This window comes from Oceanobacillus sp. Castelsardo (assembly GCF_001659985.1).
Lineage (GTDB): Bacteria > Bacillota > Bacilli > Bacillales > Amphibacillaceae > Oceanobacillus.
In genome coordinates, this window is the sequence record NZ_LYCS01000001.1 from 741,682 (window position 1) to 763,491 (window position 21,810).

The 21,810-nt window shown below is 34.2% G+C and carries 26 protein-coding genes; 16 read left to right on the forward strand and 10 right to left on the reverse strand.

Annotated elements, in window-relative coordinates:
• Window positions 1–100: 100 nt before the first annotated feature.
• A complete protein-coding gene (locus A9178_RS18545; RefSeq protein ID WP_082918073.1) occupies window positions 101–217 on the forward strand; it encodes a YjcZ family sporulation protein in 117 nt (38 codons plus the stop codon).
• Between the two features lie 123 nt (window positions 218–340).
• On the opposite strand, the gene A9178_RS03750 is transcribed toward A9178_RS18545, so the two are convergent.
• Window positions 341–775 carry a CBS domain-containing protein gene (locus A9178_RS03750; protein WP_068672560.1) on the reverse strand — a complete coding sequence of 145 codons (435 nt, stop codon included), beginning with the start codon at window positions 773–775 and terminating at the stop codon, window positions 341–343.
• Window positions 776–923: 148 nt separating this feature from the next.
• On the opposite strand from A9178_RS03750, the gene A9178_RS03755 reads away from it, so the two are divergent.
• The 3 genes from A9178_RS03755 (at window position 924) to A9178_RS03765 (ending at window position 3,211) form a co-directional block, all read left to right on the forward strand.
• A complete protein-coding gene (locus A9178_RS03755) occupies window positions 924–2,177 on the forward strand; it encodes a DNA polymerase IV (RefSeq protein WP_068672561.1) in 1,254 nt (417 codons plus the stop codon).
• Window positions 2,178–2,417: 240 nt separating this feature from the next.
• Entirely contained in the window at window positions 2,418–2,843 is a 426-nt protein-coding gene (locus A9178_RS03760) for a DUF1801 domain-containing protein (RefSeq protein ID WP_068672562.1), read from the forward strand.
• Window positions 2,844–2,968: 125 nt separating this feature from the next.
• A complete protein-coding gene (locus tag A9178_RS03765) occupies window positions 2,969–3,211 on the forward strand; it encodes a YuzB family protein (RefSeq protein WP_068672563.1) in 243 nt (80 codons plus the stop codon).
• A gap of 40 nt (window positions 3,212–3,251) precedes the next feature.
• Here the strand turns inward: A9178_RS03765 and A9178_RS03770 are convergent, their stop codons facing one another.
• The 4 genes from A9178_RS03770 to A9178_RS03785 form a co-directional block, all read right to left on the reverse strand.
• Window positions 3,252–3,638 carry an ectoine synthase gene (locus tag A9178_RS03770; RefSeq protein ID WP_068672564.1) on the reverse strand — a complete coding sequence of 129 codons (387 nt, stop codon included), beginning with the start codon at window positions 3,636–3,638 and terminating at the stop codon, window positions 3,252–3,254.
• Window positions 3,639–3,690: 52 nt separating this feature from the next.
• A complete protein-coding gene (ectB, locus tag A9178_RS03775) occupies window positions 3,691–4,968 on the reverse strand; it encodes a diaminobutyrate--2-oxoglutarate transaminase (protein WP_068672565.1) in 1,278 nt (425 codons plus the stop codon).
• 19 nt (window positions 4,969–4,987) lie between these two features.
• Complete coding sequence (gene ectA / locus A9178_RS03780; RefSeq protein WP_068672709.1) at window positions 4,988–5,494, reverse strand: diaminobutyrate acetyltransferase; 507 nt, start codon at window positions 5,492–5,494, stop codon at window positions 4,988–4,990.
• 348 nt (window positions 5,495–5,842) lie between these two features.
• Complete coding sequence (locus tag A9178_RS03785; RefSeq protein WP_068672566.1) at window positions 5,843–7,447, reverse strand: M20/M25/M40 family metallo-hydrolase; 1,605 nt, start codon at window positions 7,445–7,447, stop codon at window positions 5,843–5,845.
• 348 nt (window positions 7,448–7,795) lie between these two features.
• On the opposite strand from A9178_RS03785, the gene dpsA reads away from it, so the two are divergent.
• The 6 genes from dpsA to qoxD all read left to right on the forward strand — a co-directional run bounded on the left by dpsA (window position 7,796) and on the right by qoxD (window position 13,438).
• Window positions 7,796–8,668, forward strand: a complete 873-nt coding sequence (gene dpsA / locus A9178_RS03790) for a dipicolinate synthase subunit DpsA (protein WP_068672567.1) — start codon at window positions 7,796–7,798, stop codon at window positions 8,666–8,668.
• A gap of 226 nt (window positions 8,669–8,894) precedes the next feature.
• A complete protein-coding gene (locus tag A9178_RS03795) occupies window positions 8,895–9,305 on the forward strand; it encodes a DUF3887 domain-containing protein (RefSeq protein ID WP_068672568.1) in 411 nt (136 codons plus the stop codon).
• A gap of 356 nt (window positions 9,306–9,661) precedes the next feature.
• Window positions 9,662–10,552, forward strand: a complete 891-nt coding sequence (qoxA, locus tag A9178_RS03800; protein WP_068672569.1) for a cytochrome aa3 quinol oxidase subunit II — start codon at window positions 9,662–9,664, stop codon at window positions 10,550–10,552.
• 54 nt (window positions 10,553–10,606) lie between these two features.
• Window positions 10,607–12,556 (forward strand): cytochrome aa3 quinol oxidase subunit I, encoded by a 1,950-nt coding sequence (gene qoxB, locus A9178_RS03805; RefSeq protein WP_068672570.1) that lies wholly within the window; start codon window positions 10,607–10,609, stop codon window positions 12,554–12,556.
• Window positions 12,553–13,149, forward strand: a complete 597-nt coding sequence (gene qoxC / locus A9178_RS03810) for a cytochrome aa3 quinol oxidase subunit III (RefSeq protein WP_068672571.1) — start codon at window positions 12,553–12,555, stop codon at window positions 13,147–13,149. Before qoxB ends, qoxC begins: the two co-directional genes overlap by 4 nt.
• 1 nt (window position 13,150) lies before the next feature.
• Window positions 13,151–13,438 (forward strand): cytochrome aa3 quinol oxidase subunit IV, encoded by a 288-nt coding sequence (qoxD, locus tag A9178_RS03815; protein WP_068672572.1) that lies wholly within the window; start codon window positions 13,151–13,153, stop codon window positions 13,436–13,438.
• 42 nt (window positions 13,439–13,480) lie between these two features.
• Here the strand turns inward: qoxD and A9178_RS03820 are convergent, their stop codons facing one another.
• Both A9178_RS03820 and A9178_RS18880 read right to left on the reverse strand, forming a co-directional pair.
• Complete coding sequence (locus A9178_RS03820) at window positions 13,481–13,699, reverse strand: hypothetical protein (protein ID WP_068672573.1); 219 nt, start codon at window positions 13,697–13,699, stop codon at window positions 13,481–13,483.
• Window positions 13,700–13,869: 170 nt separating this feature from the next.
• Window positions 13,870–14,010 (reverse strand): hypothetical protein, encoded by a 141-nt coding sequence (locus tag A9178_RS18880; protein ID WP_156520690.1) that lies wholly within the window; start codon window positions 14,008–14,010, stop codon window positions 13,870–13,872.
• A 238-nt stretch (window positions 14,011–14,248) separates the two neighbouring features.
• Here A9178_RS18880 and A9178_RS03825 point away from each other — a divergent pair, with 238 nt between their 5' ends.
• From A9178_RS03825 to A9178_RS03850, 6 genes are all read left to right on the forward strand, one after another.
• Window positions 14,249–14,455, forward strand: a complete 207-nt coding sequence (locus tag A9178_RS03825; RefSeq protein WP_068672574.1) for a spore coat protein — start codon at window positions 14,249–14,251, stop codon at window positions 14,453–14,455.
• A 325-nt stretch (window positions 14,456–14,780) separates the two neighbouring features.
• Window positions 14,781–15,296 carry a spore coat protein gene (locus tag A9178_RS03830; protein WP_068672575.1) on the forward strand — a complete coding sequence of 172 codons (516 nt, stop codon included), beginning with the start codon at window positions 14,781–14,783 and terminating at the stop codon, window positions 15,294–15,296.
• Window positions 15,297–15,318: 22 nt separating this feature from the next.
• Complete coding sequence (locus A9178_RS03835; RefSeq protein WP_068672576.1) at window positions 15,319–15,753, forward strand: spore coat protein; 435 nt, start codon at window positions 15,319–15,321, stop codon at window positions 15,751–15,753.
• Window positions 15,754–15,868: 115 nt separating this feature from the next.
• The gene (locus A9178_RS03840; protein WP_068672577.1) at window positions 15,869–16,249 is read left to right on the forward strand and encodes a DUF2642 domain-containing protein; all 381 of its coding nucleotides are present in this window, start codon (window positions 15,869–15,871) and stop codon (window positions 16,247–16,249) included.
• Between the two features lie 16 nt (window positions 16,250–16,265).
• On the forward strand, window positions 16,266–16,478 hold the full coding sequence (locus A9178_RS03845) for a DUF2642 domain-containing protein (RefSeq protein ID WP_068672578.1): 213 nt from the start codon (window positions 16,266–16,268) through the stop codon (window positions 16,476–16,478).
• An 83-nt stretch (window positions 16,479–16,561) separates the two neighbouring features.
• Window positions 16,562–17,809: a glycosyltransferase family 2 protein gene (locus A9178_RS03850; RefSeq protein WP_082918074.1), complete on the forward strand. Its 1,248-nt coding sequence runs from the start codon at window positions 16,562–16,564 to the stop codon at window positions 17,807–17,809.
• Window positions 17,810–17,950: 141 nt separating this feature from the next.
• Here the strand turns inward: A9178_RS03850 and A9178_RS03855 are convergent, their stop codons facing one another.
• From A9178_RS03855 to A9178_RS03865, 3 genes are all read right to left on the reverse strand, one after another.
• Window positions 17,951–19,057, reverse strand: coding sequence for a DegT/DnrJ/EryC1/StrS family aminotransferase (locus tag A9178_RS03855; protein WP_068672718.1), 1,107 nt, complete (start codon window positions 19,055–19,057; stop codon window positions 17,951–17,953).
• Window positions 19,032–20,348 (reverse strand): nucleotide sugar dehydrogenase, encoded by a 1,317-nt coding sequence (locus tag A9178_RS03860; RefSeq protein ID WP_068672580.1) that lies wholly within the window; start codon window positions 20,346–20,348, stop codon window positions 19,032–19,034. Before A9178_RS03860 ends, A9178_RS03855 begins: the two co-directional genes overlap by 26 nt.
• 136 nt (window positions 20,349–20,484) lie before the next feature.
• Entirely contained in the window at window positions 20,485–21,711 is a 1,227-nt protein-coding gene (locus tag A9178_RS03865) for a glycosyltransferase (protein WP_068672581.1), read from the reverse strand.
• Window positions 21,712–21,810: the final 99 nt, after the last annotated feature.

Consider the following 21,810-nt stretch of genomic DNA (forward strand, 5'->3'; position numbering starts at 1 on the left):
TACTAGTAGAAAAAACCTTTTTTTATAGGATTAGTTTTCTTGCCCTTACTCTCTTTTTCCTTATCCATATACTATTGTAAATGGATAAGGGGGTGAGACTATGAGTTACGGCGGCGGTTATGGCGGAAGTGGTGGCTTCGCGCTAATTGTAGTTCTATTTATCCTTTTAATTATCGTTGGAACTTCCTATGTTGGCGGTTTCGGTGGTGGTTACTAGTATGTAAAAAATACGGGGATGCATCTTTGGCATCCCCGTATTTTTCTGTCTAACTTTAGCACCCAGTGACTTTCGAGACTGGAACGGCAGCCCGTAGTTGCTAAACGGGCTCTTACGCCTTTCTTATTGCTGTGGTGAAGATGGGGTAGAAATACTTGCTAGCGCTTGGCCAGCCTCATCAGCATGTTGATTCTGAACTGCTAAATCCCCAAGTGCTACCATTCCTACTAACTGTCCATTTTCTTCAATTGGCAATCGACGAATTTGTTGCTGGGACATTAACTGTGCAGCTTGATCTACATCCATCTCTGGAGTACCTTTTACCATTTGTTGCGCTGTCATTACCTCGGAAATCGGAGTCTGTGCATTTTGTCCTTGTGCTGTTGTACGTAAGGTGATGTCACGATCCGTTAGAATTCCTACCATTTGACCACCACTACTTACAACAGGTACAGCCCCAACATTATACTGGCTCATAATCCCAGCTGCTTCTTGTACCGATTGCGTTTCATTTACGGTCATTACATTTTGCGTCATAATATTTCTTAGTTGTGTCATATAAGTATTCCTCCTTCAACCTATAGCATGGATTCATTTCACCTAGTTATACTTTTTTTCTCCATACGGAATAAATTCCCATTGCTATTTTTTTAAAAGTTACTTAAAATAAGAACAAGCGTTCCATCACTTTTAGGCGGTGAATAATATGAATTACTCTCCTTACCCCCGAAATGATATATTATGTATTGATATGCGTTCGTTCTATGCTAGTATAGAAGCTGTTAAATTAGGACTGGATCCAATGACTACCTTACTTGCAGTAGTCGGTGATCCTAATCGCTCAGGCAGTATTGTACTAGCTGCTTCTCCTGCTTTGAAAAAAAAGCACGGCATTAGCAATGTCAGTCGCTACTTTGAATTACCGAAAGATCCAGATATTCATATTGTTCCTGCACATATGGCAGATTATCTTCATGTTTCTGTTGAAATAACAAAACTAATTAACCAATATGTTCCTAAAGAAGCAATCCATCAATACTCTGTAGATGAAGTTTGGGTTACTGTAAATGGATTGAAAAAACTTTTTGGAGATCGGTGGGAAGTAGCAAAAAAGATCAAACAAGATATTTTCAATCAGTTTGGGATTACTTCTTCGATTGGAATTGGTGACAATAAATTTCTTGCTAAAGTAGTGATGGATCTTCACGGAAAAAAAGCTGGGATTGCCGAATGCAAATATGAAGATGTAGAAGAAAAACTTTGGCCCTTTCCTGTTGAAGAAATTTGGGGAATTGGCAGTAGAATGAAACGCAATCTTAATCGAATGGGTATTGTTACTCTAGGTCAACTTGCTAATTATAGTTTAGACCACCTAAAAAAGCGCTTTGGCATTATGGGGGAACAGTTATACTTTCATGCTTGGGGAATTGATTTAAGTCCTGTATATGGAAACTTTACGAAAACAGAACAAAAAGGCTTTGGTCATGGAATTGCATTATTACGTGATTATACAAAGGAAGAAATTGCTACATGTATCCTAGATTTAGCTGAAGAAGTATGCCGAAGAGCCCGAACTGCTGACAAGGTAGGGAAAACCATTCATCTAGGTATCTCTTATTCCAAAGATACAGGTGGAGGCGGCTTTTCTCGTTCCAAATCAATCGAGATTCCAACAAATGTGACAATGGATGTTTATCATGTCTGTATGCAGCTTTTTCATCAATTTTATGATGGATTTAGTAATATTCGTCATGTCTACGTTACATTAGATAACCTCTCTGATAAAGCAGAAACCCAACTCGATTTATTTGAAGATCGTACGAAAAAGACGGATATTGGATATGTCATGGATGCGATTCGTAACAAATATGGTTCTACCGCGATTCTTCGCGCCTCTAGTTATACAGCTGCTGGAGTAACCCTTGAACGCAGTAAAAAAATTGGCGGCCATTATGCATAGGAACAAAAGCGGAAGCGCCCGTTTAGCGACGTACGGACTGGACTGAGCCGTAGGAGATAAAGGAAACACGACGAACGGAGTGAGTCGATGTTGACTTATCGTACGGAGGTGAAGGAAGTCTCGCTAGTCGCTGGGCGCTGGAGCTGGACGTGGCCTTTCTAATGATAAGATTTAATAAACTAACTTTTTATACTTTCTTTCTTATCTCTTAAAAAAAATAGGGGTTAGTGGAGGATTTAAATGTATGAACTAAAAACAAAAGAAAATGATAATAGTGTGATTGAGTTTATTGAACAAGTGGAGAATTCGAAAAAACGTGAAGATGCCTATCGTTTACTCGATATTTTCACAGAAACGACCGGATACAAAGCAAAAATGTGGGGTACGAGTATCATCGGTTTCGGATCTTATCATTACAAATACGCAACCGGACAAGAAGGTGATGCACCTTTAGTCGGCTTTTCACCACGCAAAGCCAATTTCAGTTTATACTTTGCTACCGGAGATACAGAACGTGAAGAGTTACTACAAGAATTTGGAAAACATAAAGCAGGAAAAGCTTGTGTATATGTAAATAAAATAGCTGATATTGATGTGGAAGTATTAAAAAAGCTAATCCAACAATCTATCAAGTTTCTAAGAGAAATGTATACTGATTCAAAATAACATCTTTCCAATTCAACAAGTTGTAGAAGTATTAATCTTTATGTAAGATAGATGAAGAACTAAAAATTAAATGCCGCTATGTGAAATTAGAAATAGTGGATTTATAAGGAAAGCGTGTTTAATATATGGGATTCATCATTATAGAAGTATGTGATTATAACTTACTTTCTTCTGAAGAATTAGAGGAAGTATTTAATCGTCCTGAAGTCGCCGTCATGAGCTATGAATGCATGAATTATTGCGGAATGTGCGCAATGAGACCATATGCCATGGTAAACGGAAAACGTATATTCGGCAAAACAACAGAAGAATGTATCGAAAAAATAAAAAAAGAAGTAGAAAAAGAACTTGAGAATTTTGGCTTTTAAATAAAAAAACAGGTACATCGTGTACCTGTTTTTTTATGGCTTATTCAGTTAGCAATGGATAGTATCCTTCTTCATTATGTGTTTCTTTTCCTACTAACGGTGGATTAAATACGCAAATCATTTGCATCCTTTTTCTAACACGTACTTTATGTTTATCATTTTGATCTAAAAGATACATCGTATGTGGTTTAAGTTGCCACACCTCACCCGTTTCTACCTTTTCAATTTCACCTTCACCTTCAATAAGGTAAACGGCTTCAATATGGTTTTTATACCAAAAGTAATTTTCAGTTCCAGCTTCAATAACTGTATTTGTTACACTAAAGCCTACACCGTCTTTCTTTAAAACAAATCTACGGCTAGCCCAAGTATCACCTTTTGTTTCGTCTTCTGTTCCAACAATATCTTCCAATGACTTCACGATCATATTTTCGTCTCCTTTTCCATTCATTATTGTATAATCTACTCTACGCGGAAATTTATTTAGATAGAACTTGAGCAATACTATCGTCTAGAATTTTCATCCCTTTCATAATCCCCTCTTCATCAATAATAAGAGGTGGAAGGAACTTAACAACTTCATCATTTGGTCCAGATGTTTCTAAAATTAGACCACGTTCAAAGGCTTCCGCACAAATTTTACTAGCGAGATCATCAACATGAACCGCAATCCCTTGCATTAAACCTCTCCCGCGAGCCTCTCCGTTTAATTCAGGATATTTAGCAATTATTTCGTCTATTCTCTCTTTATATAAATTAGCTTTTTCTTGTATTTCCCCGGAAAATTGATCCGTTTCCCAAAATCTAAGTGCTTCTTTCGCTGCGATAAATGCTAGGTTATTACCACGGAAAGTTCCGTTATGTTCACCGGGTCCCCATTTGTCGTATTCAGGTTTAATCAGTGTGAGTGCCATTGGTAGTCCCGCACCACCGATTGATTTTGAAAGACAAACAATATCCGGTTTAATCCCAGCCGGTTCAAAACTAAAGAAAGTACCAGTTCTTCCACATCCAGCTTGAATATCATCGACAATTAATAGAATATCCCAGCGGCGACAAATACTCTCAATGTTCTTCAACCATTCCATGCGAGCAGCGTTAATGCCACCTTCTCCTTGCACCGTTTCTAAAATGATAGCCGCAGGTAAAGCAACACCACTACCACTATCTTCTAGAAATCTCTCAATGTATGCAATGGAGTCTTGATCTTCCACATAATCATCAAAAGGCATTGCTACAGTATGGTGAAGTGGTATACCAGCACCATGGCGTTTAAAAGAGTTACCAGTAACCGATAATGATCCAATTGTCATTCCGTGAAACGCATTTGTAAAACTTATTACCGTATCGCGCCCTGTAACCTTCCTAGCTATCTTCAATGCACTTTCTACTGAATTGGTTCCAGTTGGGCCCGGAAACATAACTTTATAGTCTAAGTTTCGAGGTGTAAGTATGACCTCTTGGAAGGTTTCCAAGAATTCTTTTCTTGGAGTTGTTCCCATATCGAGGCTGTGGAGGATCCCATCTTGCTGAATATATTCAATGATTTTTTTCTGCATTTTCGTATCATTATGTCCATAGTTTAATGTACCTGCCCCTGCAAAAAAATCAATATATTCTTTTCCATCTACATCCCAGAGTTTATATCCTTTTGATTTTTCAAATACGGTAGGCCAGCCACGACTATAGCTCCTAACAGCAGATTCTAATTTCTCAAACGTTTCCATCTTATTATTGCTTATTACAGCGGTTGTCATCATATCATCCTTTTATTTTTTATTTTTCAAACGGTCCGATTTTAAACAACAGTTCATCTTCATGTCCTAAACCTGGAAAGTCATCCGAAGTAAAGTAATCACTAATGACCCAGTTCGTCTCAAACTTCCTTGCAAGACCTAAGAATAAACGCTTTGAAGGAGTATTTGACGGTGATACAGTCGCTTCAACAAAGTGAATATCTTCACTTGTATCACGGTCAAGTAACTGTAACAACATCTTCGTTGCCAATCCATTTCCCCGTTCAGATTCATGAACTGCAACCTGCCAAATAAACAACGTATCTTTCTTTTCTGGATGAATAAATCCAGAAATAAAACCAACAACTCTTTGTGTTTCTTTTCTTACTACTACAATAGAAGTATCAGAAAAAATTTCACACCACATTAAATAACTATAAGAAGAATTAAGATCTAAGTTCCCAGTATGTTTAACAAGCTCCCATACAGAAGCTCCGTCATCTTTATTTGGCTTACGAAAATGATATTCCGTAGTCGTAATATTCAACCTATCCGCTACTTCTGAAATATTAATGATTTCACCTCCGAGAAAACTTTTATAACTCAATACGTTTATTAGCTTAAATGGTAAAAATTGTTTCGTCAAAATGGATAAAATTTGATATGGCGCGTTTAAACATCATGCATTACCATTCATAAACAATAAATGCCAAAATCTATAAAATACTAAGATATAGTATCAAATGTTATGTTTTTTAAATAATTCAGTAAAATCAAAAACTAGCAACCCATTGACTGACAAGGGATTGCTAGTTTTTGATGTTTTTTATTTTTTTAAAATACTTTTTTCGTTTATCATGTCTTAACTATCTGTAAGACCCCCACTTAATGAGTTTCACTTTATAATCATTTTAATCATATCTTCTAGTAAAATCGGGGTTTCTACAAAGGCATTTTGTATATGCAAACGTTCCGAACGTTTATGTGGATCCTTACCAAAAGGGCCAATATTTAAGACAGGTGCCTGTAATTTTTGCATAGCCTCAAACGGGATAGAATACGTATCTCCCCAAACCGGTGTATTCTCTTCGAACGCACTCCACCCTTCTTTGGAACCTTTGTAATTAACATAACTTAAATCACAAATACCATTAAAGTAATGAGATTGATTAATTTTTAATTGATATTTTTCTTTCGCCCTCTGCATAATATATTCGGAGCATTTCTTGACTAATGGATGATTAGACGAATTAACTGCTGGATAATACGGAGGAGCAAGTAACACAACAATAGCCGGTGCTAACTCTTGACAATGAATCATCAATCGGTCCGTCATACGAAGCGATTTTTCTCGGTCATCCCATTCCTCGTGAGAATAAATATCAGCCTTAATATCTTTAATAAATTCGGTACCAAATTTCTTCTTGGCATAATGTAATAAATCTTTATATTTAATAACTTTCACTTCACCAATTGGCTCAGTTTCATTAGCTTTACATATATTTTTATAATCTTTATTACAATTGGCTGCAGCTTGTTTTGCAACATCCTCAAACGCTTCGAAAACTTCAGAGGCATTTTTTCTAAAAATAAAAATATTATATAACGCAGAAGATCGATAAGGAGTTTGAGTGGAATATAAAAGCCTTAAATCCATTTGTTGTAAAGTTATTGGCAAAGGAGTTTTCTCATTAAATAACGTTTCTTGAAAACTAGCATTCCACTCCATTTCTCTCGTTAAATAAGAACTTATAAATGGTGAGGTCATGCCTCTAAGTGGTTCGCCTGCATGCGTCTCTTTCCCATAGAATAATGCAGCCGCTAGTATTTTTCCGATGGATCCTGTGTAAAGATAGTGTTGATTATCATTTGGAACTTGGGTAAATGCCGGTTCACTATTTAAAAACAAACTAAATGTTACATGATGCCTCTTTTGTATCTCGATTAGTTTCGGAACCGCATGGCGCATCCCAGATGAATTCACCTCTTCGTCTGGTACAGTAAGCAACAAAAGATTAATTGGCCAACTTTCTACACTTGCTTTTTCAATTAAACGCATATGCATCGCAAGCCCCATCTTCATATCCATGGTTCCCCGTCCAAATAAATATTCACCAGATTCAATATCCTGAATAACCTCATTAGGTAAATCGTCCGTTCGTTCTTTCCAATTATTCGTTAATTCTTCCGGTTGTGTTGCAAAGGGTTCATCATCTCCATATTCCTCTGTATTTACCGTATCAAAATGACTGATTAAGCAAATCGTCTTTTTTGCCTGCGGATGTTTATAAAGTGCAGTTAAAAATTTCCTTCCTAGATCGGCATCATGCAAGTTAAGATATTCCGGATTTTTTTGAAAATACGTCAAATCCTGTAGCTTTGTCCGTAATTTAATAGGAAACTGTCTTTCTTCTTCTGATAATGTCATACTTTTCCAACTAACAAGCTCCACTAACAAACTACGTAATTCTTCCGGTGTCTGCCATTTCATATCCTCCATCTCTCATTCATACCTCCTTACTCTGTTAGAAAAATCGGCAATCGTCCAAAGGCTTTTGGAGTGCCTTAATAGCACTTATACAATTTACAGTGGGAAGAGTAATAGAAGCCCCAGGAAGAAAGTTTTCTTACCTACCAACCAAAAGAAATAATCTATTCTTACCAGTATATTCATTCCATTATAATTTTGTCATAAGACAAGTTAGAAAAAGATAAAATGGATAAAGTGAAAGGTATTCAGCGGAAATTTAGTATGTCCAAAGGTTACACTTAATACGTGATAAAGGTAGACTAGTATTCTATGATATAATTATAAATTCTTAAAAATTAGAGAAAGGTGAGGATTCATGTGAAGTCTGAATTAAACATTCTGATCTTAGGTGGCGATAACCGCTATCTAGAAGTAATAAATATATTGGCTTCCAATAATATGAATGTATTTTTAAACGGATTTAACAAATTATCGTTAGAAAATCCTTCTATCCATAATCTGGAAACATCTGATACTGATTTTAGTATAATGGATGCAATTTTACTCCCTGTATCCGGAACTGATAAAGAAGGTGAAATAGAAGCTACATATTCCAATGCATCAATTAAATTAACGGAAAAACAACTACAACAAACACCAGAGCATTGTACGATTTATACTGGGATATCCAACGATTTTTTAGAAAAAATAGCAAGTAATCGTAATCTAGTTCGTTTATTTGCCCGTAACGATATTGCCATCTATAATTCTATCCCAACTGCAGAAGCTACATTAAAAATAGCAATAGAAGAAACAGATGTAACGATACATGGATCTGAAGTTCTGGTAATAGGTTTTGGGAGAGTTGGAATAACGGTAGCTCGACTTTTCGCAGCATTAGGAGCGAAAGTAACGGTTACTGCCAGAAAGTCAGAACACTTCGCTCGCATAGCGGAAATGGGATTGAAATCTATTGAAACGAATAGAATAGAAAATATCGTTTCTAAAATGGATATTTGCATTAATACAGTTCCACATTCAGTAATTGGCTCAACAATTATTGACCAAATGACATCCTCTACCCTCATCATTGATCTTGCATCCAAACCCGGTGGAACCGATTTTGATTATGCTAATGAGAAAGGAATTAAAGCCATTCATGCATTGGGGTTACCTGGAAAAACTGCGCCAAGAACGGCAGGAGAAATAATTGGTGGAGTTTTCTTGGAACTATTACAAAAAAACTTTTAAAACTTGGATATATCCAAGTTTTAAAAGTTTTTATAACAAATCATTTGCTTTTAATTAAATTACGGCTCATTTATACCTTCTAACTACTACCTTATCTTTTTTCATACGGGTGATCTGAGATTTCTACTCCCTTACCCTTACATCAATACGAATGTAAAAAAATTAGTGTAAACATATAGAATACGGGCAAAATAATAGTAGAAATAGAAAATATGGAGGATCTAGTATGAAAAAGCTAACCATTCCGTTCATTTTCATCTTAATTGGTATCTTACTTATCACTGGCTGTAAGAGCGCTGAAAAACAAGAAGAACAATTCCAAGAAACTGCGGAAAAAGAAGCAAACGTCGTTTTTGGAGAAGAATTTATTATGTTCCTATCAGAGGGGAACTTTCAGAAGGCAACAGAATATCTGGATTCTGCGATAAAAGATGACCTACCAGCTACTAAGCTAGAAAATAAGTGGAATAAGTTGGAAGAGGAGTTAGGAAATTTCAAAAAACAAGAATATGACAAAACAGAGAAAATTGATGATTATGATGTTATATACATAAATGGACAATTTGAAAAAGGTAATGCCTACTTTCAAATTAAGTTAAATCAAAATGAAAAAATTACAAGCTTTGAAATAAGTTAGTATATATTTTTATACTCGTATTCATTCAAATGATGCGGGTATTTTTTATTGATATTTTAGTCTCTTATAAATCATGCTCACGTTTGATCAATTACCTTTATTTTCCACCCACACATCCTCCGCTTTATCACCATAAAAAAAATGAATCCCCACTTTTTGCTGTATACATTTTCAGAAATTAATTTTTGGTCCCCACTTTTAAATTTTGCCAAAAAAAATACATAGATTATTGAACTTTTTGTGAAGCTTTTATCAAATTATTGTAAATAACATTTCATAATACTAATATAATTAAAGGCTAATAGGTGTAATTTAACCCAAAGACTAAATAAAAAACTTCAGAAAGGGGTACCTATATGAAATTAAAATGGGCTTTTTTATCATTGGTTTTCACTATGGCGATAGTGTTAACTGGTTGTGAGCCACTATTAGTATTAAATCCGCAAGGACCACAAGCAGAAACACAAGCTAATGTTATATGGATATCTATTGCTACAATGTCCGTCATTCTTATAATTGTTCTTGCAATTTTAATTACTGTGTTAATTAAATATCGTGCATCCAAGCAGAGTGATGACTATGAACCACCGCATATTAAGAGTAATCCTATTGTCGAAGGAATTATAATTGGTTTTCCAGTTTTAATTATTATCTTCTTAGGTATCGTTTCCGTTAGCTCTACGTATAAAGTAGAAACAACACCAGAAGGATACGAAGATCAGGAGCCATTAATCATCTATGCTTCCTCATCAAATTGGAAGTGGCATTTTAGCTATCCAGAAGAAGATATTGAAACAGTAAACTATGTATTTATTCCAGAAGACAGACCAATCGAATTTAAACTTTATTCGTATGGTCCTATTACAAGTTTTTGGATACCACAGCTTGCCGGACAAAAATATGCAATGGCTGATATGGTTACAACCTTACATTTAGCCGCAGAAAACCCAGGTGAATACATGGGTCGTAATGCGAATTTTAGTGGAGAAGGATTTGCGGAAAATAAATTTGACGTAACTGCTTTAACACAAAAAGAATTTGATGAATGGGTGGAAGACATTCATCAAACAGCAGAACCTATTACAGAAGATGAATTTAATGAATTACTTAAACCTGGACATTTAGGTAAACTCACCTTTACAGGCACACATTTAGATTTCTCTCCTGCACCTGAAGGAGAGCATGCTGGACATAATCACGGTGACGCGTCTGAACAAGAGGATCACTCAGAGCATAGTAATCATTAATTTCTATGAAACATCACGATTTTCAATTAAAGATTCTCGAAAGGAGAAAAAAACATGGAATTCTTTGAAAGATTCGCCATTTATCATCCAAGTCCATTGATTTATGCATCTATGGTAGCAATTGGATTAGTATCGATTGCTATAGTAGTTGGGATAACTTACTTTAAAAAATGGGGATATTTATGGAATGAATGGTTGACGACTGTTGACCATAAAAAAATTGGAATTATGTACATCATTTCGGCGTTACTAATGTTATTCCGTGGTGGTGCGGATGCCATTATGATGCGTCTTCAAACGGCTGTACCTGACAATTCATTTTTAGACGCACAACATTATAATGAAGTATTTACAACACATGGGGTTGTAATGATCATGTTTATGGCTATGCCATTTATTATCGGTTTAATGAACTTTATCGTACCATTACAAATCGGTGCGCGCGATGTAGCATTTCCTAGATTAAATGCCATTAGCTTCTGGCTATTCTTTTTCGGTGCTATGTTATTTAATGTGTCCTTCGTTATTGGTGGGTCACCAGATGCTGGTTGGACAAACTACTATCCACTAGCAAGTAATGAATTTAGCCCTTCTGTAGGGGTTAACTACTATAACTGGGCATTGCAAATTTCTGGTATCGGTACATTAATGACTGGTATTAACTTTATTGCCACCATTCTAAAAATGAGAGCACCTGGAATGAAGTTAATGAAAATGCCAATGTTTACATGGGCAAGTCTTTTAACTAACGTTATTATCGTATTTGCTTTCCCAGTATTAACCATTGCACTTCTTATGGGTACTTTCGATAGACAATTTGGCACAAACTTCTTTACAAGTATGAACGGTGGAATGGATATGATGTGGGCCAACCTATTCTGGATTTGGGGCCATCCTGAAGTATACATTCTAATTTTACCGGCATTCGGTATTTATAGTGAAATTATTTCTACATTTTCAGAACGTAATTTATATGGATATAAATCGATGGTTTGGTCCATGGTTCTTATTTCCTTGTTTTCATTTACGGTTTGGCTTCACCATTTCTTCACAATGGGCCAAAACGCGTTTACAAACAGTATATTCTCAATTACCACTATTGCCATTGCGATTCCAACCGGGATTAAGATCTTTAACTGGCTTTTAACGATGTGGAAAGGAAAAATCAGATTTACCGTACCAATGCTATATTCAATAGCCTTTATTCCCCTATTTACAATCGGCGGGGCTACAGGGGTTATGCTTGGTATCGCAAGTGCTGACTACCAATATCATAATACGATGTTTTTAGTTGCACATTTCCATAATGTTATTATTCCTGGTGTCGTATTTGCTGTATTAGCTGGATTCACTTATTGGTGGCCAAAAATGTTTGGTTTTATGTTAAATGAAAAAATTGGTAAATGGGCTTTCTGGTTCCTTACAATTGGTTTCTGTTTAGCTTTCTTCCCAATGTATGTAACTGGTCTTGATGGGCAAGCACGTCGTATGTACACTTACTCAGAAGCAACAGGATTTGGACCATTAAACATGCTTTCCTTCTTTGGGGCAGGACTAATGGCAATCGCTTTTGCACTAATTGTTTACAACGTATACTACAGTTTCCGTCATTCACCAAGAAACGTTGGAGATGACCCATGGAATGCACGTTCATTAGAATGGGCAACCCATAATCCAGTACCAGAATACAACTTTGCCGTTACACCAGAAGTAAAATCTTCTCAAGCCTTCTGGGATCAAAAGAAACATGGACATAAGTTGTTTGATAAAGAATATGAAGAAATTCATATGCCTAATAAGAGCGGTGTTCCATTCATTATGGGAGTATTATTCTCTATATTCGGTTTCTCATTTATTTTTGCAATTTGGATAGGTGTCATCCTCTCTGCTATTGGAATATTTGCATGTATGATACACCGTACATTTGAGCAAGTTCATGGATTTCATATATCTGTGAAGGAAATAAAAGAGACGGAAGAAAAATTTGGAGGTGCTGATAAATGAAAATAGATCACTCACAGCCTCTAGAATACAGTACCGAACAAAATCGTTTAAATATCCTTGGTTTCTGGATATTCTTAGGTGCTGAAATTATGTTATTCGCAACACTTTTTACATCCTACTTCGTTTATGAAGATCGTATAGGAAGTGGGCCATCTGGTGCAGATATTTTTGAAATTACACCAGTATTAATCGAAACTATCATTCTTTTAACTAGTAGTTTTACCATTGGTCTTGCCGTTCATGCAATGCGTATTAACCGCACAAAAGCTATGACCGTATTTTTAGGAATAACGCTACTACTTGGGGCAGCGTTCCTAGCAACAGAAATATATGAATTTAATCATTATTATCATGTTGGAGCTACATTACAAACTAGTGGGTTTACTGGAATACTACTCACTACGTTAGGTACTCATGGTGCTCACGTTACGTTAGGTTTATTCTGGGGTACGATGATTTTAATGCAAATTAAAAAACGTGGATTAACACCACAAATAGCAAATAAATCATTTATATTCTCCTTATATTGGCATTTCTTAGATGTAGTCTGGATCTTTATTTTCAGCTTCATCTACTTGAAAGGAATGATGTAAGATGAAAGAACTATTTCCTATGAAACAAGTAAATGGTTTTATATTCTCATTACTACTTACTGTAATCGCACTAAGTGTCTACTTCCTAGATATGTCTTTTAGTGTAGCTATGACCATTTTACTTGTAACAGCATTCATTCAAGCGGGTGTACAATTAATTCTATTCATGCATGCTGGTGAAAGTGAGGATAAGTCCTCCATTTACACGACTACATTTTATGCAATCAGCATTGCATTATTTACTGTTTTTGGTTCCTTATTAGCAATGATTTGGGGCTACATGTTTTAAAGTTTTCAAAGACCATCCAATAATTGGATGGTCTTTTTATTATTATTTTCCATTCCTTTTCCTTCTCAACATTTCCTCTGTTGAAACAAGGAATATCCCCATGATAAAAATAAATACCGCCCCCATCACAGCACCATATCCTATTCCAGCGATATTAGAGAAACCGTTTACAAAACCGTACATAAATATAATGGTACCTATTGCCAATAATGTTGCACATATATATTTCGTCATATTCAGTAACCGAAGATTAGATTGCATAAAATCCAGACCTCCTTTTACATATATTATCTAACGTGTTCACATATTTGTCAAATAAATATTAATAAATTGTGAATTATAAATAAAACCATTGACATTTTTATAATAAATCGGATGTCTTAACCACGGATTTTAAAAAATATATCTACCCTTCCCTTTCTAATCTAAGATTATGTTTTATTTTTTCGCTTTTCCTGTCCTTTTTTATGTCTTGACTCAGTAATGACTCTATCAATATCAAGATAAGGCTTACCTCGTAACGCATCGTTTATAAAAGTATTCATTGACTTTTCTTTACTATCGTCAATCATCTGTCTTCCTCCATATCATTTGTTACCTTGTTAATTAATATTTAGTTTGTCCTCAAAGTGAAATTTCCATTCAATAAGAATTTCTTTAATCTTCCAGCCACAATAAAGCTTTCCACAACGCAATATACAAGTTTCTATCACACGTAACACTCCCCATTATATAGACACTCACATAGTCATTTGATGAATATAAAACATAGTATAAAATAAATATTCAATGAAAGTAGGTGAAATGTCTATGAGTGATTCATCTAAAGATTTTCAAATGCCACAAAAAGTAGTAGAGGTAATGATTGATAATATATTAAGAAAAAATGATATTCAAAAGGAAGAAATTAAAAAAAATGTATCGGATGAACAAAAAGTAATGATAAAAGAAATGATTGAGGATTTAAAAAAACAAGTTGAACAATTTAATGAGAGTAAAAATAAAACTATAGAATAAAACATCCATTATTGCTTATTTAAATTTTCGTTCGTTTACAAATAATAAATTTAATAAAATGAGCTGCATGTTGTAAGTAAATCATGAGATATATGACAAAATATCCCAAGTGAGAATATTCACTTGGGATATTTTGTTGCTATTAATTTAGTATTAACCTTTTAAAATCGATTCGTAGAAATAGTCCCTAAATTATATATTTTAAGTTATTAGGACATATGTTGGTAGGCTTATTTATTAAATTATATTTCTCTAGTGAATCTGTACAGTCTTACTTAGTGAAAAGACCATAAAGTATTGTATAAATAAAGAAAGGAGTGTTAGCATGACCGTTTATAGAAGATCCGATTCTAATAGGAGTAACACTAAATATTTTTACTTGGATAACAATTGTCATTCCGAGCACGAAAGCTGTTCAGAACCAAAAGACGAAATCAAAGATCAAAATAACTTCTTTAATAATCATGATGCTACAGTTGTAGAAGATGGTGGTCAATTTTCCTTTATGGATCAAGAATCAGCTGAATTAATATGGGTAAAAGAATCCTGTAATATCGAAATAAAATCAACAGACACACAAGCAGCTGTTTCACTACAAGCAGCTTTACAATTAGCAATCGCTGTAGTGATTAGTATTACAATAGGCGATAGCGATAGGAGTGATCATGTATCTCAAGAGCTTTTACAACTATCTAATATTGAACAAACGAATAGACAAAAAATATATATTTATAACACAAAAGACGCTACTGTTACTACAACAGACACAGATGTAGCAATCAATATTCAACTTTTACTACAAGTATTACTAACCTTAGTAGTTTTAGTTGATATTTTATAAAAATAATAAAGGGGTGAACGTTATGTCAAGATTGAAAGAATGGCGTGCTTTAGACCATTGCGATAATCATACTGGAAGTAATGATGCTACAGTAGTAGAAGAGGCTGATCAAGTAGCAAATACGCAGCAAGTATCTGATGAATGGATTATTATTAAAGACTCTGAACTTGTTACAGTTACAACTACTGATACCCAAGTTGCTGCCTCATTACAAGCTAGCATTCAAGTTGCGATTGCATTAGTGCTGAATATTACTATTGCTGATTCCAACCAAGCTAAACAAGTATTTGAAGACCTTAAACAAGTAATTAATACAAAACAAACGAATAGACAAAAAACAATTGTTGAAAAATCAGTAAATGTAAATATCACAACAGAAGATACTGATTTAGCAATCAATATTCAACTTTTACTTCAAATTCTTGTAGCAATCGTGTTACTTCTAGATGTTTTATAAAAACTTATAGGAGAACTGCGAATGCGAGCATTCATCAGCATTCCCTCAAACTTTTAATATTTAGTACTTCCAAAGAGACTCTCATTGAAAATTTATTAGAAAGGAATGATAATAAGTGCCACTAACAGAGCGTCAAAGAAATTTATTACAATTCATTAATCAATTGAATCAAAACTTAATTTCAGACAGATTAAATTCAAATGGTTTAATTGACTTCGACTTTAATTTAGGTTTCAATTTAGGGGGAAATAACGGTGGAACCACTCCCCCAGATAACGGAAATGGCGGGACCACTCCTCCCCCAGGTAATGAAACACCTACAACCATTAGAGAATCATTGTTATCTTTAATTGGTGAGCAAGTAGAAATTACTACTCCATTTGGCGTGATAAACGGGACATTGCTTAATGTTCAAGACGATTATGTTGTAATGATTGAAGGCAATGGGGATAGAACATTAGTGCGTATGGAAAAAATCGAACTAGTCAGTGAATAATAAAGGGGGGATTTAAGTGTTTCAAGAAACATTCGCTGCCGAATTAGCCAAACGAATTGGTTCAACAGTTGAAATAGCTACCGATAATAACGTAATAGAGGGTATCCTATCAAATGTTACCCCGGACCTAGTCCTAGTTCTTGATATAAATGACGGATATGGAGACAATTCGAGGATTCATATTTCAGTAAGTTCAATTAACTTTGTACGCTTACTTCAAGAAGCTTAATAAACTGTCATTTTGGGATACACTGGCTTTATACAGTGTATCCCTTTTAATTTATTCTATTGGTAAGAATGGAGGAAGTTAAGTTGAAAGATATCACCGCAATTTTAATTAATTATACCAATCGAACCTTTTTGAATAAGGCTATAAATTCTCTGAATAATATTAGCACGAGACTTAAATCTATTATCGTCTTACAAGAGGAAAAATCAATGAATGATCATGACTATAATTTGTTAGGGCAAATTGAGTTTATATTTAACGTTGACCCAGTCAAAACATTAAATCGACTTATCAAACAATTAAAAAGTCCCTACGTCCTATTACTACAAGATACAGATTATGTTTCCCCAACCCTAAAAACAAGTACCCTTTACCTTCCACAAAATAAGGAAGTAATGGAAACGATGAAACACAATGGCATCTATCAACCTGTACTCATCCGCACTTCGTTTTTAAAAAAGCAACCATTTTTACCCATTCCTTTTAAAGAAGCACTACTCCCCTCTTGGCTCACCAACATCGACAACTCTTTTAGATGTTTTAAAGGAAATGTTTTAAAACAGGCAAGAATCTATAGTTCCAAGAGTCAAATGGTAAAACAGGAATTTATACAAAAGTATCAATTAGATGCTGAAACAAACAATCCTAGTCTTACTGTCGTAATAGCAAATTATAATATGGATAAGTATATAGAAACGGCTATCGTATCATGTCTATTACAAAATGAAAAACCTGAACAAATTTTAATCATTGACGATGGATCGACAGACTCCTCTTATAAAAAAATTCAAAAATGGAAAGACGAAGTTAAAATTAATATTTTTCATCAAGAAAATGCAGGGAAAGCTAAAGCTTTGAATTATGTTCTCCCCTATGTAACATCTAATTTTATGATAGAACTTGATGCGGATGATTGGCTTGATCCAGATGCCATCTCATCAATTAAAAAGTATTTATCTAATCTCACTTCGGATGTTTCACTATTGTACGGTAATCTAAGAAAGTGGAAGCAAGTAGAAAATAGCGAGGCTATTTATAAAAAAATAGATAAAGGTGCCATAGTCAACACAAAAAATGATTTACTAAATTACCGTTTCCCACTCGGTCCAAGAATATACCGAACTTCTATACTGAAACAAGTTGGTGGTTTTCCAGTAACTGATTTCGAAAATGGTAGACTTTATGAGGACGTTAGTATGTTAATCCAACTACTACAAAACTCTCGTTTCTGTTATAAAGATTTTACTATATATAATGTGAGACAACATAAGGACAGTATTACAAAGAAAAACCTTTCCAAATGGAAGAACTTTAAAAAAGGGCTAATCTAAGTCTATAAAGGAAACACCATAAAAAAACAGCCCTTCAATAGTTAGTTTTTCTAACTATGAAGGGCTGTTCATATAACATACTGTATTCAACGTAAGTTTCACTAAAAATGTAATAAGAAAACTACTTACTTAACTACATTGCTACCCCTGAAGAAAGTGTTTCACACAAGAAATAATATAATTTTGATCTCGAAATGTAAGAGTAGGAGAAATCGGAAGGGCTAAAATTCGTTTAGCTACTTTTTCCGCAACTGGGAAATCACCCAACTTATAGTTCAAATAGTCAAACGCTTCCTGTAGGTGAAGTGGTATCGGATAATAGACCGCAGTAGCAATCCCTTTATTATTTAAAAATGAAGCAAGTTCATCCCTTTTATCTAGTTCAATACAATATTGGTGAAAGGTATGCTCTCGATTATTATGTTTGTCTGGAGTTCTTAAAATGGAAGGTAGATCTTCTGAATACCTTTTAGCTACTTCTTTTCTTTTGTGCAAAAATATATCCAAAAAGTTAAATTTAACTAATAACACGGCTGCCTGAAATTCATCCATTCTACTATTCATACCAATTAAAGAATGATGATACTTTTTCTTACTTCCATGATTTCTAAGTGATTTGATTTTTTCATAAATTTCCTTTTGGTTAGTAACGATGAATCCAGCATCTCCAAATGCACCTAAATTTTTAGATGGAAAGAAAGAAAAACAACCTACATCGCCTATTGCCCCGACACGCTTCCCGTTATATTCGGTCCCAATAGCTTGGCAGGCATCCTCAATTACTTTCAAACCATAAGCATCGGCAATGTCCATAATGTCTTTCATATTGGCCGCTTTGCCATAAAGATGGACAACAAGAATAGCTTTGGTATTTTTTGTTATTGCTTTTTCAATCTTAGTAGGATCTATATTATATGTTTCTTCATCAATATCTACAAATATAGGCTTGGCGCCTACTTCAGCAATCACTTCCCCAGTAGCAAAAAAAGTAAGTGGTGTTGTTATAACTTCATCACCAGGACCAATGTCCAACGCTTTTAAAGCTAACAATAAAGCATCTGTACCATTTGCCGTACCAAGTCCATAAGAAGCCTGCACATAGGATGCAATAATTTTTTCTAGTTGTTCGCCTTTTTCCCCCAATATATATTCTCCGCTATCTAAAACCTCTGTCATCATTTCTAAAATAGGAGTTCTAATAAGCTTTAATTCTTCTTTTAGATCAATCATTGGTATTTTGTATGACATTTCCATCATTCCCTATTCCTAGATACGTAATTCCTAGCTTCGATAATGCATTTTTATCCAGTTTATTACGACCATCGATTATAACTTTACAATTATTAAACAATTTAAAATCTAAATTTTCATATTCCTGATGGAAAGCTTGAAGAATGACAACATCAATTTCAGAGACTTCAGATGCATCTATTGACATAGGTTTAATATTGAACTTTTCAATTTCACTATTTGAGAACAGTGGATCATTTACAAATGCATTTGCTTTTTTATCTTTCAATTGGTCTATTAACAGTAATGTAGTAGATTTAGTTGTCTCTTTTACATTTTCTCTGTAGGATAATCCTAAGATAAGAATATTTTTATCCTCTAATTCCCCTATCTCCTTTTCAACTTTTGAAATGGCATAGTTAGCCATATTATCGTTTATTTGTCTAGAGAGGGGGGTTAGTCCCTGGTCTAATCCTTTATTTATGAAGAAATATGGATAAATCGGTATGCAATGCCCGCCGACACCGATTCCTGGATTATGAATATTGGAGTATGGTTGACTATTACTAGCCTTAATAATTTCTGACATTTGAACATTTTGTTTTTCCGCAAACATACTTAGCTCATTGGCAAGTGCAATATTTACATCACGATACACACACTCAGCAACTTTTGAAAACTCAGCGGTTTCTAAGGAACTAACTTCCATTATTTCACACTCTAAAGCCCGTTTATAAAAGTCTGTAGCGAGCTCAAGACTTTTTCCATCTAGTCCTCCTACTACTTTTGGATAAACTTTTAAATCCTGAATGATTCGGTTTGAATAGACTCTTTCCGGACTATATGCTAGATAAAAATCTTCCCCCATACGGTATCCTGAAATTTCTTCTATTTTCTTACCAAATCTATTTTTCGTCGTTCCTGGTGGAAGAGTTGTTTCAAAAACTACTAGAGAACCACTCTTTATTCCCTTAGCTATTTCCTGTACAGCCAAATCAATATATTGGTAATCTATATGATTCTGATCATCAACTAGTACAGGAACAATAACTACTATAATATCTGATTGACTAACAGCTTCAGAGGTTTTTACCGTTGCTGAGAGGGTTTGTTTCTTATAAGCATTACTTACAAGTTGTTCTAAACCCGGTTCATTTTTAATATGTGATTTCCCTTGATTAACCGATTCGACCACTTCTTGATTAATATCTGCTCCAATAACTCTATAAGAATTATTAGCAAATACTGCGGCTAATGTTAGCCCTATTTTTCCTAGCCCAACAACCGTTACTATTGGCAATGGTTCCATAGATTGACCTCCTTCATTCATTTTAATTTATTATAATATTTATGTTATTAAGTCAATCGGTGAACGGATTGGACTAATGAAATGAATTAGAAAAAATAGGATAAAATCTATTATCTATATTTATGAAAATTACTTTCTACAAATCTTTTATTAATTTTTCATATATAGCGAAAAGCTTCTTCTCCATTTGTTCCCAACTATATGTTGATTCCATTATTCTTCGCGCATTTAAACTCATATTTTGGATTTTTCTTTTATTGGAATAAAGCATGAGAAGAGCTTGAAAATAATCCTCGGCGGTTGCATGTAATTTTTTTACAATATGGCCACATTGATATCTTTCTACAAATCGTTCTATATCCTTACCTTGATTTGCTAAAATAGGAACACCATTATTTAAATAACTAAAGAACTTATTTGGCATGGCAAACCTATGATTTAACGAACTCGTTCCATTTATATCTACCCAACCTAAATCAACATCCTTCATAAAATCAGGAATCAAATCATAATTCACCCAACCAGAAAACTCTATTTTCTTTTTTAAATGGGTTGGAATATGATAAAAGAATTCTTTATCAGACTCTTTCTTTCCCCCAATAATTCTAATCTTTAAATCAAATTTTTTATTACTCAATTCCAACAGCTTTAATAGTTTCGTGTAATTTCCCCTTTTTTTATTTAAAGTACCTTCATAGGCAAGGAGAAGGCCTGAGTGCTTCACATTCTTCGGTTTATATTTAGAGGTGAGTGGTGGGGAATTATAAATGACTTCTGTCCGGAGATTTGAATTAATAGAATGATACCACGACTGAATTGACGGTGATACGGTAATTACATAGTCTGTTTCGTTTAACATATTTCTTAACATTTCTTTTTTTATTATTAATTTCTTTTGAGATTGTTTTATTAAAGGATCAGGTTCCAATTCATGGCTATCATATATAACTTTACTTTTCTTTCCCTTAATACTTAATGCCCTTTTTACTCGAATAGCAGCATACAATGAATAAAACTCATGTGCATGATAAATATCCGCTTTCTGATTAATGGCTAATTGGATTAGGGAATCCGTATAACGAAGCTGACTTTGAGAACTTAAACTATATTGTAGATATTTCAAATACTTTTCATAATTTATCTGTTCATAGGTAACAACCTTAATCCCTTCATATATAAACGTTTTTGATAGAAAACTTTCCCTAAATACACTACCATCCACATCAAAAAGAAAACCATTTTTTCTAGGTACAATTATAGTTACATTATATCCTTTTTTCGCCAAGCTTTTCGCTTCTTTCTTATATATACGGGCATCCATAAAAGGATGTTCAGATACCAAAAAGCAAACATTTTTCCCCATTTTATTCCTCCTTCAAAAACTATGTTTGGTCCAGATTATATTTTTATTTAAATAGCCTAATAAAATAATACGTATTAACAATTTTCTTTTATTATTCAT